This window comes from Cohnella silvisoli, assembly GCF_021190915.1.
GTDB lineage: Bacteria > Bacillota > Bacilli > Paenibacillales > Paenibacillaceae > Cohnella > Cohnella silvisoli.
In genome coordinates this window covers 484,103-499,546 of sequence record NZ_JAIOAP010000001.1, presented here as the reverse complement: position 1 = coordinate 499,546, position 15,444 = coordinate 484,103, and the positions used below count along the sequence as shown (strand labels likewise).

Here is a 15,444-nt window from a genome sequence, read left to right as displayed (position 1 = left end):
GCTCCTCAAACGCACAAAAGAACAGGGGGAGCCCCTGTCCTTTTGCGTAAAACTTGGAGAAGCCGACCTCCTTTTACTTTGAATGTTATTGAGGTCGGGAAGCCTGCCGCTCATTTACCTCCCGTGTCATATCTTCGCCTCCAAGCATGTTCCAGTTTTCTACGAACCTGTCGAATTCGTCTATAGAAGCGTTGTCAAAAATGATTTTTGTAAACGTCATGTTCTGCAGCTTTTGCAGCGATTGCAGCCTTTCCACCATCCTCGGAGTCGGAACGCCTGTAAATTGATCCATCACAAACCTGTTCTGCTCTTTATAATCATTCATGATGCTGAATACGCCGTCCTGAGCATAGCCTGCATACCAGGCCCAGGATTCACGGTCTCCGTTCTCGTATTTTTTGATCTTCTCGTAAATCACTTTCGCCTCGCCCGTTAGTTCTGACTCGGCTCCCCGCTTAAGCGCGTTGGCGATCGCAAGATGAGCGTTCAAATTTTTGTAGGGGGGCGTCGGCGTAACGGGAGACAATTTCCATATGCTCTCCGTATTATCCGGCATGTAGTAGGTTCCAAAGTCTGCCGTAGCTCCCCAATTGGTCTCCAGAAACAAATTGAACATCCGCACGATCGCTTCTGGATAGGCAATGCCTTTTTTGACGACCCACCACCCGTTCGTACCCAATTGAATGGAAGGCTTTACAGGATCATCGTCAACCGACACAAGGGGGAACGCTTTCCACTCCATTCGCGGATCTTTGTTGTAGCCAATCTGTATCGGCCACGCATTCAGCCACTGCTGTCCAAAGGCCATTCCGCTTTTGCCATTAATGATTCTGTCCGCTGATCCGCCCTCATCCAGCACAGCGAATTCCTTATCGATGTACCCTGCCTGATACATTTGCTGCAGCAGAGCCAACGCCTGCTTCATCTCGGGTTGAATGCTGCCGTATGCAAGCTTTCCCGAGGAGTCCTTGATCCAAATATTCGGATAGGCATGGAAGCCGTTAAAAAAACCTTCCAACGTGCCTGCAAAACCTCCCCACAAGCTCTTCTGCAGAAGAAGCCCCACAGTATCGTCGCGACCGTTGCGATCGGGATCCTGATTCGTAAACGCTTTTGCTATGGCAACCAGTTCATCCATCGTCTTGGGGGGCTGCAATCCCAGATTATCCAGCCAGTCCGTCCGTATCCATACGAATTGGGCCACATCGATGGATGAATCGATATTGGGCAGCCCCATCAGTCTTCCGTCGATCATTGCCGCCTCGAAAGGCGCCGAACCTTCCTCCCGCAGCGTCTTCTTGGTCAGCTCCGAAGCCTCCCGCTCGAACATTTCCGTCAGATCCGTGATCATATCCGCTTCGGCAAGCCGCTTTAACTGGAGGGCATCGACCTTGATGAAATCAGGGATGTTATTTGAAGCCAGGAAAATGTTCATCTGCTGCTGGTAAGCTTCCTGATCCTTCGCTGTCCAATCGTACTTTAAGCGGATTCCCAGCTTCTGCTCATAGAGTCTTGTCCATCGGTTATCATCCAATGTTTCGCCCGGCAGATGGATAAGCGTATTGTTGTCTGCCGCTACCGCCGCCGGAATATAGCGTACGAATGAAGCTGTGATTGGCGGATCGTATTTTCCCGGCATTTCTCCCTTTGGAGCACCAGTTGAAATACCCTCAGCATGCGTTGCATCCGTCTTGTTGTCCCTGCCTCCGATCCAGATTAGTAGCACAACCATAGCTGCACAGATCATCAGGATGAGCGCGTTTGCTTTTTTGCTCGTCATCGGCTTCACATCCCATCCCAATTTTTACCTCTTCAAGCAACTCTCACGATAATCCTGGGGAGAAATATCCACCATCTTTTTGAAAAACCGCGAAAAGGATGCCGCCGACTCAAAGCCTACAATCGCGGCCACTTCATTCACCTTTTTGTTGCACTCCAGCAGTGCCTTCGCCTTCTCAAGCCGCACGCCGGATAAGTACTCCGACAGATTGAGCCCGGTCACCTGCTTGAACATCCGCGAAAAATAGGACGGGTTAAAGTGCACCAGCTCGGCCAGACGCGTCAACGACAAATCCTCATGCAGATGCTGAAGCAAATATTTTTTCACGTAAAGTACGGCCTCCGCGACTCTCTGCTCGGTTTCCCCCTTTTGCAGCTCGAAGATGATTTCAGCCAGCCGTCTTAAATAAGCTGCGGCTTCCTGCCAGCCCGGGTGCCGATCCATCCGGGTCAAGTTCTGCAGGTCGATCAGCGGGGCTACCCGTTCTGCCAGATGCCGACGATTGAGATAAGCAAGAAATAGGACAGCCGTCTTGTAATACAGCTCGACGCCCGTTTCATCGTTCATGTCCGCGATTCGCCGAAACCGGGACTGAAACTGGTCATAAGCTTCAAAGAACAGCTCCCCCTGCCCCTTCTCCAGCCATTCGGACAGCACTTTGATCTGATGCTGAGCCATTTCCATTTCCACCGCCAGAGGATGCGGCGCGAAGCCATGGCTTTGCGACTCATCCGGATAGAGATCACGATCTGTCATCAGAATTTCGGTACCCATCATCATCTGATAGCCAAGCCACTTGGACCATTCGCCGTACTTCCCGGCGAGTCGTTCCAGGGCAACAGGCCTGGAAGCAAGCAGAAACGAAGGGGCGGCACCCAGATTTTCTTTGCAAGCCATCTGAACGCTTTCAAGTGTGCTTTTGACGAACTGGAACGTTCTCGACCATAGGTATAGCTCATCCCCGGCTTTGTCGGAGCCGCCCATATCCCCAGGCTGGATGAACCCGATGATCGTATGATGGTCCTGCACGAGATAATAGAACCTCACCGAGCCCTGCAGGTACTTCTCCAAGATCAGTCCGATGGAGCACAGGGTACGAGAGCGTTCCGAAAGTCCGGAAGCCTTGTCCTTCCCATCCGTTCGGGCAATGAGCAGAAGCACGGGCTGAGCCGCATCCAGCGGAATATCCAGCTCCTGCAGCTGCTTCCCGATCCTTGCCGGATCGTTCTGCTCCTCCTGCAGCAGACTCCATACATACTCTTTTTGCATCAGCGGCAGCGTGGCTTGCATTTTATCCCGCACCTTTTCCATAAGCTCGTCAATTCTATAGCTTTCGCTGATTTGCAAAGCCGCCTTCTCGATCGTTCGGATAATTTCATCGTCATCCTCGGTTTTCAGGACGTAGCCGACGGCATTCCTTTTCATGGCGCTATAAATATAGTCGAATTCGTTAAATCCGGTCAGAAAAATAATTTTGCAGTCCGGCCACCGCTGCAAAACATACTCCTGCAACTGAATACCCGTCATCCCGGGCATTCGGATGTCCGTCAGCACAATGTCCGGCTTCATCCGATCGACGATTTCGACAGCTTCAAGCGCCGTGTAGGCTTTGTACAGCTCCAAATCGAGTCCGGTATAGTCGGACATAAGCTCGTATAGCCAATCCACGATCTGCGGCTCATCGTCCACAATCAATAATCGGTACATTCACTCATCTCCCACATAGAGAAGCTGCGTTACTTTCAGTCCGCCCCATTCGCTTCTGCTGACCGTTAATCCGCTTTCCATGCCATACTTCAACTGGATCCTCCGATGAATGTTGAGCAGCCCTGTCGTCTCTTGATTGTCATCGTGAAATTCCAATTGCTTCCTTAAAGAAGACATTTTCAAATCCGTTAATTCTTCTCCGTTATCTTCCACTACGATCGCTACAGCCCCCTCCATCGAAGGAAAGCTAACCCGAATGTACGCATCCGTTACTTTGTTAGGCAGACCATGCACAACCGCATTTTCAATAATCGGCTGGAGAATCAGGCGAGGGATTTGTTTGTTCGCGATCGTATCGGGCAGTTGGGCAAATTCAACCCTCAGCCGATTCGAGAACCTCATCGCCTGAATTTCGGCGTAGGACCGGGCATGGGCAACCTCGTTCGCCAATTCGGTCGTTTCCGCCGCGCTTCTCGTAATGTATTTCATGTAGTTGCCGAGCTCCCTGGAAAATACGAGAGAATTGGCCATATCTCTGCCCTTGATCATTCGATGCAAAATAAAGAAGCTGTTGTATAAAAAATGCGGATTGATCTGCGCCTGCAAATGCTTAAGCTCGGCTTTCTGAACCAGTATTTTCTGCCTGTACACTTGCTCGATCAGCACGTCCAGATTTTCCACGGTTTGATTAAAATACATATACAGATAGTTGAAATCATCATTATGATTATGCCGAATGCGGATTTGCATGTCCCCGCTGCGCAACCTCCTAAAGGCTCGAAGCAGCTTCAGAAGCGGCCTGTGCATTATACTATAGAGCGAATAGGAAAACAGGAGAACGATCAGCAGGGCAGAGAAGGAAAAAATCCAGAACCATACCCGGTAATTGTCAATGGGCTTGAACACGGCATCGGCAGGAATATACCGCACCATGTCCATGCCCAAATAAGCCGAATTCTCGGAGGCTGCAAGCAGTAGCTTGCCATCCACTCTTAAGGAAGCGGTACCCTTGTTGCCATTGCCCAATTGGCCGCGAATGCCCGTATTAAGCGCTTTCGCGAACGCTGAGGTTCCGGAGCTGTTAAATATGATTTGACCGTTTCTGTCTACCAGCATGAACCCTCCATCGGAGTACTCAGGATCGCCCATCGCTTCCTGCATATTCCGAACGGCCAATTTGACTTCAATTGAATACTGGGGGAAATGGCCTCCGTTTTGTTTGGACATCGAGGACCCGGCATTTAGTAGAATGACGCGGGCCTCGCTCTGGTACATGATGCCCGATGGTTCGGTCATCCGGGCCGTGCCCGGCCCGCCGCCCCCTTCGAATCGATTCGCGTCGAATTCCCGATACCCGCCGACCGCAGACACAGACCTTTCGATCGGATGGATGTATGCCGTAACATCTTCAATGTACCTGCTGCTGCTTTTGATGGCCTTTAATCGCTGCTTCAGCCTGTCTACGGCCCTGCTGTATTCATAATCCGTCATAATTCCCGCCAGATTGGCGAGCTCATTTAAATCCTCATCGTTCAGCGTATCGTATTGCAAAGCCTGGATACGTCTAATGTCCGTCTCCAGGCTGTCCAGGTAAAATCTGGCCTGCGAGCTGTTCGCCGCCGTAACCTGATCTTTAATCGTTGATGCCCCCCATTGATACAGGTTGGTTCCAATCACATAGAGAGGAAGAATCACGATGATCAAGGTGGCCAGCAGCCGGAAATAAACCGTATTTTTCCATGAGAATCCAAATTTACCTATCGGTGCATCAGGTATTGCTCCGGATTGTTTCAGGTCCTCGTTATCCGGTTCTCTTTCCATGACGCTCTCCTCGATTCGCCTACTTGAACAGCTTGAATAACTCCCAGCCCAGTATTCCGGTGCGGCTATTGATCAGTGCGCTATTGCCGGCATCCTCGGCGGTGACGTATTTGCCATTGGATATCGCCTGCAGCGCGATATAGCCATTGGCCAGGAAAATCTGCTGATACTGCTCCCATGTGTCGGCAACCGCCCGGTTGGCGATCAACGGAATGCTACCGCTGTAATCCGCAGCCACGAATTTGCCATTGGCGTTGGATTTTAGAGTAATTGTACCATTGGCAAGGGCTGTCTGGCTAAACAATTCCCAAGTGCTTACCGCCGCTCTGCTTGCGATGAGCGGACTGTTGCCGGCATCCTCCGCGGTTACATATTTGCCGTTCGCATTCGTATACAGGGAAACGGTTGCCGTATCCTGCCCGAGAATCGTGAATTTCTCCGCAGCTCCAAAACTGGTGCTGCTTGCAATCAGTGCTCCGGAGCCCGAGCCTGACGCAGTGACATACTTGTTATTCGCCGCTGACCGAAGCGCAACCTTGCCGTCAAGCGCATCAATCAATAAAAATTCGGACCAGGGATCGACCTCGGACGTGCTGCTTGCGGTGAGAGGACTCGCGCCCGCGGCTGCGGCCACCACGTATTTGTTGTTCGCTTTGGACTTGAAGACCACATTGCCGTTAGCCAGACTGATCATATCGTATTGCTCCGATAAAGTGATTGCTGCATGGTCGGCAATCAGCGAATTGGCGCCTCCGTTCGGAGCGGAAACGAACTTACCGTTAATTCCGGCTTTGATGGCCACTGTATTGGATTGCAAGGAAATGCCGTTGCCAAGCAAATCGAATTTGTTGACGTTCATTAAGTTATCGCTTAAGGCGCTCTTAAATACAAAGTAAATATCATGCACGCCGACAGGCGCATTGGCAAGCTGTGCGCTTACTGTCGTCCAAGTCTGCCAGCCTCCCGTATTGGGGACAGCCAGAGTGGCGAGCAGCGTGCCTGTCGTCGAATCCGCGCGCATTTCAATCGAGCCGCCAGCAAGTGGCGATGCAACCCTCGCAGAAACGCCGACCAGGTTTGCCAAATTCCATGACTTGAAGCCTATCCAATCGTTGTTCGAAATGCTCCCGATATTTTTCCCGCCGCCGATATCCGCAGTCGGCTCCATCTTGATTGCCGGACTCTTCATATCATAGTACTCGGACTGCCGGTCAGTTGAATTCACCCGGATGGTGGCTGAAGAGGTCAATGGATAAATGCCGCCCACTCCGCCGTTGTCCGTATAGCTTGCCGTAATCAGATAATAGGAATTTTCAAGATTCGTATCATTCATAACCGTTGTAATCGTGCCTGAGCACCCATACTGCGTTAGTCCGGGATGTGAGTGCGTGTCATGTCCCAAAGCTGGGACAATGGAAACTCTCGTTGCGCAGTCAATGACAGTATCCTGGGCGTCCGTGACGGTGACGCGAAAAGGAATGACATCCCCCCACTTGTAAAATCCACCGACAGTGGGAGCCGTGATTTTCACTACGGGGGCGTTGTTCCCGACTGTAATGGGAATCGTCTTCGTTGCGGAAGCGCCGTTACTGTCGGTAACGGTCACTTGGGCGTTATAAATGCCGTTTGCGGTATACGTTTTTTGCGGATTGGGAGAAGCGGAGTCCACTGTGCCATTTCCGTCCAGATCCCAGGCGAATGTGTAGCTATCTCCATTAATGTCCATTGTGCCGGCGGTGTCGAAATTAACGCTCAAAGGAGATAGGCCGCTGGTCACGCTTGCTTCCGCTTTCAAGGTTGGAGGCGCGTTCACGCCTCCGGTGTAAAGAATCCGCGAGATTTTGCCGTCGCTGCCCCCGGTGGCATATTCCGAAACGTAGAGCTGCCCGTCCTTGCCCATTCTGGCGTAGATGGGGTGGTCAAAAGAGATATTCATTAAAAACGGATTGATTTTGTGCAGATTTCCGCTGTCATCGAATTTAAGCTCTTTAAACCAGTTGCGCGAGAAATCGAATACAAACAATGATTTATCGAAATAGGCTGGAAATTTATACACGGATGGATTGACCGAATCATATTTGTACATCGGACCGGCCAGCGCCGTTCTTCCTCCTTGATCTGATATTTCCGGAAAGCTAAGCGCCTGGCCATACGGATAGAAGATCATCCCGGCTCGCGCTGCGGGCAGGTTCAGCGCCCCCGTATTGTTCGGCGATTGATTGACTGGAGCGTTGCAATTGAAATACGCTCCGGACGCTCCGGACGCGAAATTGTAATCCCTGTAAGACCAGTTCCAGCCGATACAGTACGGCCAGCCGTAATTTCCGGCAGTGGCGGCCATATTGAATTCATCGTAACCCATCGGCCCCCTTGAATCGCTGTCAACCAATGCGTCAGGCCCCACTTCTCCCCAATACAATGTATTATTGTAAGGATTCAGTGAGATCCGGTACGGATTGCGGTTGCCCATCACGTAAATTTCAGGCTTTCCTCCTCCGGACGGGAACAAATTGCCTGCCGGGATCGTATAGGTGCCGTTGGCCTGCGGTTTGACGCGAAGAATTTTGCCGCGCAGATCGTTCGTGTTGGCAGACGTGCCCTGTGCGTCCCAAGCCGAGCGCCCCGCTCTCTCATCGATGGGAGTATATCCGTTGGAATCGAATGGATTGACATTGTCGCCAGTGGATAAATACAAATTGCCGTCGGAGGAAAATCTCAAGTCGCCGGCGGAATGGCAGCATTCCGTTCTCTGCACCGGAATGTTCAACATCACGATTTCCGATGACAGATCGATGACATCGTTCGCTGCGGTAAACCTTGACAGTCTGTTTACCGCCGTAGAACCCGCCGGCGAATAATAGAGATAAAGGAAGCCATTCGTAATGAAATTCGGATCAAGCGCAATCCCCATCAGGCCGTCTTCGTTGCCGCTGAATACCGGCAGCGTCGCCGCCGTAGTTACAGCGCTTGTCGCTGGCTTATACACTTGAACCTTCCCGGTCGTTCTTTCGATATAGTAGACCCGTCCATCGTCCGTAATATCGAAAGCAACCGGAGCATTGGCTCCCGTGATGATCTCCTGCTTGGCATAGTTGCTGCTGTTAAAGACGGTGGCCGAGCAATCACCGGCCGACTGGCCGGATGCCCAGAGAATGCCGCCGAGAATATGCTGCTTAAACGCTGTCTCACTGAAGCTGGAAGCTTCATGTCCGCCTCCGGTATACCATGATCTTCCTCCCTCATATCGCTGACACCAGGCAATCGGGTGATCATACCCCATATTTCCGCCCGTATATGTGGTTTCATCCAAAGTGGCCAGAACATGAACCGCCCCCCTTGGATTCGACTTGAAATTGTACCATTCGTCCGTTCGTGTCCAGTTTTTCGGCAGCGTGGAGGTTGAGGGATGCGCCTGATCCGCAACCTTGATATTCGCCTGCATGACGGCGGGATGACTATCAAAGTAAGAACCGACCAACGAGCCGTACCATGGCCAGGTGTACTCCGTATCGGATGCGGAATGAATGCCGACAAATCCTTTGCCCGATCGTATATATCCCTCAAAGGCGGTTTGCTGTGCCGCATTCAGTACATCGCCTGTAGTCATGAGAAAGATGACGGAAGAATACTGAGCCAGATTGACGGTCGTAAACAGACTGGCATCCTCCGCGACGGTTACCTGGAAGTTGCTGGCCGCGCCCATCGATTGAATAGCGGCAATGCCGGCCGTGATGGAGTCGTGGCGAAAGCCTGCCGTTTTGCTGAATACGAGAACTTTGAAAGCCGGCTCCGCTTTAGCCTGCGGAACGAACCACACGTAAGAGGTGAGAAAAAGACCAAGCAAAAGAGAGACAATAAGCCCGATATTCACATATTTTTTCAACATCACAGGGTCTCCTTTTCTAATTAAAATTGAACTGCCTTCATTGATAAAAGCGCTTACAAAACAATTCTTTGCTTCATATTCGTTTAATTCAAGAGGCCCCTTATGTAATTATTATACGTCCGGTGCAAATGAATCGTAATGTTCATTGCTTTACTTCCATGATCTATCTTTACTTGTTTGAAGAAACCTGATCTTTGATCGTTGAAGTATTTTTCCAAGAAAACCCAAACCTCTCGATCGGTGCATCTGGAGCTATCCCAATACCATCCCCGATGTCTTGGTTTATCTGCATTGCGATCCCCCGATTCGGATTCTTTGAACATATCGTAATGACTAAATTGCTAGTTTACAACACTTTTATAACATTGTATATTTCATATATACTTTGCAATTACATAATGTACGAGGAGTGAACGGAATCAATGAACAATACTTCCATACCGCGTCCGGATTATCCACGTCCGCAATTCGTACGCAACGACTGGATCAACCTGAACGGCGAATGGGAATTCGAATTCGACGATCAACGGCAAGGAGACCGCGAAAAGTGGTACGAGGGGCACGAATTCAGCGGCAACATCATTGTCCCCTTTTGCTTCCAAAGCGAGTTCAGCGGCATCGGCGATACCGATTTTCACGATCAGGTCTGGTACCGCAAGAAAGTGACGCTGCCGACCGAATTTGCCGGAAAACGGGTTATCCTTCATTTTGGCGCCGTCGATTATCAGGCTTGGGTCTGGGTGAACGGACGGCTGGCTGTTTTCCATGAAGGAGGCCATACGCCTTTCTCGGCTGAAATCACGGATTTGCTTCACGACGGTATCCATTCGATCGTGGTGAAAGTCCGCGACTTTAGCCATGATCTTGCTTTGCCGAGAGGCAAACAATATTGGAACGAAAAGTCCGAAGGGATTTGGTATACGCGGACGACGGGAATTTGGCAAACAGTGTGGATGGAAGCCGTAGAGGATACCTATCTCCGTAAGGTTAAATTGACTCCGGATATCGATTCGAACAGCATTGAAATTCGCGCTTTTGTCCAAGGCGACGTCACCGACCGGGATATCCGACTGCAGACGACGGTGACGTTCGGAGGAGAGCCTGTTGCTGAAGAAACCCGTCAAATCCGCCATCCCGAAACGAAGTACCGCTTCTGTCTTCATGATTTTGTCGACCATAGCTTAGGACGCTTGTGGACGCCCGAAAAACCGCACTTGTACGATGTTCGATTTACTTTATTCGTGGACGGTCGTCAGACGGATGAAGTGACGAGCTACTTCGGTATGCGCAAAATATCCATCGTTGATGGACAAATATGTTTAAATAACAAGCCCTATTACATGAAGCTGGTACTGGATCAGGGGTATTTTCCAGGCGGGCTGTTAACTCCGCCGTCCGATGAAGCGATCATTCAAGACGTCGAACTGACGAAAAAAATGGGTTTTAACGGGGCTCGCAAGCATCAAAAGGTCGAAGATCCGCGCTACCTGTACTGGTGCGACCGAATGGGACTGTTGGTTTGGGGAGAAATGGCCAATTCCCAAGCTTACTCGGAGGAGTATGCGCATCGTTTCATGCAGGAATGGCAGGAAGCGATCGAACGAGATTACAACCATCCATGCCTCGTCGCATGGGTACCTCTCAATGAAAGCTGGGGAGTGAATCAAATCCTTGTCGATTCGCTCCAGCAACAGCATGCGCTAGCCATGTATCACATCACGAAATCGCTTGACCGCACTCGCCCCGTCATCTCTAACGATGGTTGGGAGCATGTCCAATCCGACATTTGCACGATACACGATTACGAAAGCAAGCGCGATGTATTGGAACAGCGTTACAGCACGGTAGGAAATGCCGTAAATTCCAAGCCGTCGAACAATTGGATTTACGTACCGGGCTTTACGTATGACGGCGCACCGATCATCGTATCGGAATATGGCGGCATAGCATTCCAACAGGGTGGCGAAGCAGGCTGGGGATATTCCTCCGCGACGAACGAACGCGACTTTATCGAACGCTACATGGACGTCACCCAACCTCTGCTTCGCTCTCCAATCGTGCAGGGCTTCTGTTATACCCAATTGACGGACGTGGAACAGGAAATCAACGGCTTGCTGACGTACGACCGCAAACCGAAAGTGCCGCTCGACATGATCAAGCTGATCAACGACGGCAAGCAGCCGGAAGGGTATTAAATAGGGAGTTCGAGTGGATGAAAACCCCGACGAGACTATTCCTCGTCGGGGTTTTATCCTACATCTTAGCCGTATAACCTTCCTTCTCAGCATTGCCAAGCAAATACAAAAATGCTGGAGCGGGGGGGACAAGGAACCCCTCGGAAGGCAAGCAACCTGTTAATGAATCAGCAAGTCAATTTTAGAGATGACTTCGGCAAGTGTCTTCTCGGGCACTTTGCATATGAACGCTGCTTGGCGGGATAACCAGTCGAGACTCTTGACCTGATCAGACAGAATAACCCCTTCTATGGGCAAATCCTGCGGAATGATGACTTCGAACGGGTAGCCCTTGATCTTCGAGGTTACCGGACAGAACAAGGTTAAGCCTACCTTCCCATTGTATGCCGCTGATGATACGACTAAGGCGGGTCTCTTGCTAGCTTGCTCATACCCCGATTGTGGATTGAACTGCAACCATACCAAGTCGCCGCGACCTGGAACGTATCGTTCTACCACGATTCCCGTCCTTGCGGCTCACCTGTAGGAACCTCAGCGTGGAGATTGTAAGGCGTGATCTGTGCCAAGAGCTCATCTAACGATTTGAGTTTAATAATAAGGTGACCATCTTCAATATCAAGATCAACTTCGGAACCTTCCTTCAGACCTACTTTCAAGGCCAATGCCTTTGGGATGCGAATACCCAAGCTGTTACCCCATTTTTGAACCTGCATCATGATACCGCCTCCCAATTCGTTTATACAAAGTATAAACATTTGGCAGAGAAATGTCAAATAAAGGTCGAACGGCAGGCGCCGGAGTACCAAGTATAACGGAAGGGCACCTGTACTTCTAAAAACAGCAATCATGGATTTCCTTGCTTCAGGCTCATCCAGACCATGGACGTATTCGTGTGTGTGCATAATGGTTATAACTGAAACAAAAATATCGCCGAAACAGGCGTTCTTTTGGGCCGTTTGGGTTCGCTCATGCGCACGTCGCTACGATTTCACTGTTGGATTAGGCTTCTAAATTCCATAGAACCAAACCAAATGTTCGCCGGGCAAACCGGATTCGTGCATTTATTCGATTATCGTGGCTAAATCCGTAAAAAGATGCATCTTGGATGCTTCATTTCTCATTTGATAGCTGAAATCCATCGATTTGCCGAAACCGAGCAGCTTCATGACCAACCGATTCTTGCCCGACTTGAGCTCTGTCAAAACAACATGGTTATATGGCATCCACATGGCCGGCTCTTTGACCGTGGCGACCAACTCTCCGTTGAGCCAAATCTTGAACGGGGTCTCGTTACCAAGGAGAAGATGCACGCCCTCGCGCTTCTTCGGGCATTCGAAATCATGTATGAGATAAATGCAGCACGGTCCCCGATAACTAATGAACTCATTCGGTGACAGCTTGTCCTCGTGGACCGCCTTGGTTAATCCAGTTCCATGCCAAACAGACCTTACGCGAAAGTTCAGTACGCAAGGCGGCAGGGTTGTCCTGAATAAGAGAGCGAATCATCTGTACATCGTCCTAGGTTACAGACCGACCACAGATGTTTCGGGGGAATTCGTGTTCTTGCATGGGAGGCCTCCGGTTTTCTCTATATGAATCAAACGATTACCGAGGGCGGATCGACAAAACAAAATTGGTAGGAAGCATGAGCCGTAAAGGCAATTGTTACGACAATGTTTGTATAGAATTCTTTTGCAGCTTTCTGAAAAAAAAGTATAATAAGCAACTCCAAGCTTCTTAAAGTTGTGTCTACTCAAATGGCAGAAGTATTTTAGCGTATAATTCGATGAAATATTTCCTGAACTCTATAAGCTATTCGTTTTTTTGTTCGTAATTGAATCAATTCATGCCTTGGACTTTCGCAGACTCTTATCTATTACTCTTGTTGAGATGCATAATTCTGAATTTGGAAGGTGTCACCCCATGGTACCTTTTGAATAAATCCGTAAACTGAGAACTTGAAATATACCCCAGTTGATTTACAATGTCACATATTGATTGGGAAGTATGTTGCAGAATTTCTTTCGCTTTGAACATCTTTACTTGCTGCGCATATTTTATTGGAGATATTTTAAATACTTTTGCGTAAGTATTAGATAAATAAACCGGATTGCAGTGTATGAGATCTGCCAGCAATCGTAAAGTTATCGGCTTATCATAATTCTCACTAATGTAGCGATTCACACGAATCAGTCTTGTATCAATTGGCCCACTTAACACACCGACTTCAGACATGTTCTCCTTGGCATTTGATAGGATCAATCGATCAAAAATAGGCTTCAGTTCCATATGTAAATCAAAAGGCTCTACTCTTGATTGCATACGTTCAATGATAGAGGAGAGAGATTCATTAGGAGTAATATCTTTATTAATGAGGAGCGGTTGATTCATAATTGCTCTTCCGGCATTTAAATGGAGAATGATACCGTATAAACTAACTTCCACTGCTTTCATATCTTCGAATCCCGCGTCTCCACACGGCATAAGCCAAACCCATAGAGATCATCCCGACTAGAGGAGTACCGTAAATGAATAAATTCGGGAAAATACTGCTGTCTTCTTTATCGAGAAGAAGACGGGCAGGGAAGTAATTAACAAAGGCATAAGGAATAACGAATGCAAGCAGCAGTTGGACGCCACGACCGTAAATTTGAATGGGGTAATTGGTCAATGTGCGAAAGTCATAGATGACCATCTGGAAAAGAGAATCGGACTTCACAGCCCAAAAACTGATCGATCCAGCTAAGATCATAATGGCACTATGAATCAATACCGCCCCTAGGATATTAACAGCCAACCAAATACTCCATTCCCATGTCATCTCGATGTGAAGAGCGTTAAAACATTTGAAGAAAATAACAACACCAAAAATCACGGTTATCAAATGACCATGCGAAAATTGTTTGAAAATCATATGAAGCAGCGGATTGATCGGCTTTATTAACATCGAGTCAAATGATCCGTCGCGAACCATCATTTGCAAATCCTTCATCGGGTTCCAAATAAACATGGCGCTTAGAGAATAGGAAAAGATGTTAAGGTTGTACAATAATACGATCTCATAAAAACTCCAGGAGGAAATTCCTTCAAATCGATAAAGAAGCAGCCAAACCACTGTCAGTTGAATTAAAGTGAAAGCAACATTGATCACAACATCCATAATCACAAATAACGGTTTATACGCGGTAATGGTTTTAATATAAGCAATGATAAACCGGCTATACAATTTGACCAAATGCCATGCCATACCCTCAGCCCCCCTGAACCACTAGCTTGGTAGTCGCCCGGGACCAGATCCATTTTTGCACGAGTAAAAGAATTGCAATCCAAATCAACTGCTGCACGATCATCCAAATGATTTCCATTCCGTTTACTTTCCCTAGATAAACAGAAATCGGAGAGTAAAAGATTAAACGAAAAGGCAGCCATTCAGCAACCGTCGACAACGCATTGGGAAAAAACCAGACTGGAACCAAACTGCCTGAGAATACCATCATAATCATGTAAAACAGAGCTCCAAAATGCCAGGATACGATGTACCAAAAAGCCGTCAATGCGAAAAGATAGGAGATTAAAAAGTAAATAGCGGTTCCGTTGATGACCATAACTAAAAATAGCAATAAATGAACGACGGAGGCCGATTGGATACCGAAGAGCAATGAGGAAATGAGGACAACTGGAACTAACTCGAATATGATTCTCTGGAAGGAAATGCCGACAGATTCCGAGATTAGCAATCCTGAAAAAGAAATAGGTTTAATGAGATCGGTGGCAATTTCACCTTTGTGAATCTTCTGTTCCACTTGTCCAATCATATTATTGGTTACGATCAAAGTGATGGCTGTACTAAGCAGCGTATAAGTAATCATTTCTTGCAAGGTGACTACACCCTCTAAGGTTGTCATTCCTCTATCTGCTGAAATAAGGGCACTCCAGATCGATACTTGGATCAATACGGCTATGAGCCGTCCGAAGAGTTGAATCAAGGTATTGACCCGGAAGGTAATATGCGATTGAAAAGCCGTTTTCGCCAATTCTGCATATATTCTCAACGG

The 15,444-nt window shown here is 48.7% G+C and carries 11 protein-coding genes; 1 reads left to right on the top strand and 10 read right to left on the bottom strand.

Translation table 11 applies throughout. The features are described from left to right. Positions 1 to 85: 85 nt before the first annotated feature. Genes K7P76_RS02160 through K7P76_RS02145 form a run of 4 tightly spaced genes read right to left on the bottom strand, consistent with a single transcriptional unit; the run spans position 86 to position 9,194 of the window. Positions 86 to 1,780, bottom strand: a complete 1,695-nt coding sequence (locus tag K7P76_RS02160; RefSeq protein WP_232182555.1) for an extracellular solute-binding protein — start codon at positions 1,778 to 1,780, stop codon at positions 86 to 88. Between the two features lie 24 nt (positions 1,781 to 1,804). After that, entirely contained in the window at positions 1,805 to 3,487 is a 1,683-nt protein-coding gene (locus K7P76_RS02155; protein WP_232182553.1) for a response regulator transcription factor, read from the bottom strand. Further along, complete coding sequence (locus K7P76_RS02150) at positions 3,488 to 5,308, bottom strand: sensor histidine kinase (protein ID WP_232182551.1); 1,821 nt, start codon at positions 5,306 to 5,308, stop codon at positions 3,488 to 3,490. It lies immediately after the preceding gene. 19 nt (positions 5,309 to 5,327) lie between these two features. Continuing rightward, a complete protein-coding gene (locus K7P76_RS02145) occupies positions 5,328 to 9,194 on the bottom strand; it encodes a ThuA domain-containing protein (protein WP_232182549.1) in 3,867 nt (1,288 codons plus the stop codon). Positions 9,195 to 9,616: 422 nt separating this feature from the next. Between K7P76_RS02145 and K7P76_RS02140 the strand changes: the two genes are divergently transcribed. After that, entirely contained in the window at positions 9,617 to 11,389 is a 1,773-nt protein-coding gene (locus K7P76_RS02140; RefSeq protein WP_232182546.1) for a glycoside hydrolase family 2 protein, read from the top strand. 159 nt (positions 11,390 to 11,548) lie between these two features. Here K7P76_RS02140 and mazF read toward each other — a convergent pair whose 3' ends face one another. From mazF to K7P76_RS02110, 6 genes are all read right to left on the bottom strand, one after another. Beyond that, entirely contained in the window at positions 11,549 to 11,887 is a 339-nt protein-coding gene (gene mazF / locus K7P76_RS02135; protein ID WP_309244717.1) for an endoribonuclease MazF, read from the bottom strand. Further along, complete coding sequence (locus K7P76_RS02130) at positions 11,881 to 12,105, bottom strand: AbrB/MazE/SpoVT family DNA-binding domain-containing protein (RefSeq protein WP_232182545.1); 225 nt, start codon at positions 12,103 to 12,105, stop codon at positions 11,881 to 11,883. The genes mazF and K7P76_RS02130 overlap by 7 nt, the downstream gene beginning before the upstream one ends. A gap of 345 nt (positions 12,106 to 12,450) precedes the next feature. After that, on the bottom strand, positions 12,451 to 12,699 hold the full coding sequence (locus K7P76_RS02125; protein WP_232182543.1) for a hypothetical protein: 249 nt from the start codon (positions 12,697 to 12,699) through the stop codon (positions 12,451 to 12,453). Positions 12,700 to 13,258: 559 nt separating this feature from the next. Then, complete coding sequence (locus tag K7P76_RS02120) at positions 13,259 to 13,843, bottom strand: helix-turn-helix transcriptional regulator (protein ID WP_232182535.1); 585 nt, start codon at positions 13,841 to 13,843, stop codon at positions 13,259 to 13,261. After that, positions 13,824 to 14,636 (bottom strand): ABC transporter permease, encoded by an 813-nt coding sequence (locus K7P76_RS02115; RefSeq protein WP_232182528.1) that lies wholly within the window; start codon positions 14,634 to 14,636, stop codon positions 13,824 to 13,826. Before K7P76_RS02115 ends, K7P76_RS02120 begins: the two co-directional genes overlap by 20 nt. A 4-nt stretch (positions 14,637 to 14,640) precedes the next feature. After that, positions 14,641 to 15,441, bottom strand: a complete 801-nt coding sequence (locus tag K7P76_RS02110) for an ABC transporter permease (RefSeq protein ID WP_232182526.1) — start codon at positions 15,439 to 15,441, stop codon at positions 14,641 to 14,643. Between the last annotated feature and the right edge of the window lie 3 nt (positions 15,442 to 15,444).

Coding starts and splice junctions, on each gene's coding strand:
- K7P76_RS02150 (WP_232182551.1), bottom strand. CDS start 5,308: ATGGAAAGAGAACCGGATAACGAGGACCTGAAACAATCCGGAGCAATA.
- K7P76_RS02120 (WP_232182535.1), bottom strand. CDS start 13,843: ATGAAAGCAGTGGAAGTTAGTTTATACGGTATCATTCTCCATTTAAAT.
- K7P76_RS02140 (WP_232182546.1), top strand. CDS start 9,617: ATGAACAATACTTCCATACCGCGTCCGGATTATCCACGTCCGCAATTC.
- K7P76_RS02155 (WP_232182553.1), bottom strand. CDS start 3,487: ATGTACCGATTATTGATTGTGGACGATGAGCCGCAGATCGTGGATTGG.
- K7P76_RS02160 (WP_232182555.1), bottom strand. CDS start 1,780: ATGACGAGCAAAAAAGCAAACGCGCTCATCCTGATGATCTGTGCAGCT.
- K7P76_RS02145 (WP_232182549.1), bottom strand. CDS start 9,194: ATGTTGAAAAAATATGTGAATATCGGGCTTATTGTCTCTCTTTTGCTT.
- K7P76_RS02115 (WP_232182528.1), bottom strand. CDS start 14,636: ATGGCATGGCATTTGGTCAAATTGTATAGCCGGTTTATCATTGCTTAT.
- K7P76_RS02130 (WP_232182545.1), bottom strand. CDS start 12,105: ATGATGCAGGTTCAAAAATGGGGTAACAGCTTGGGTATTCGCATCCCA.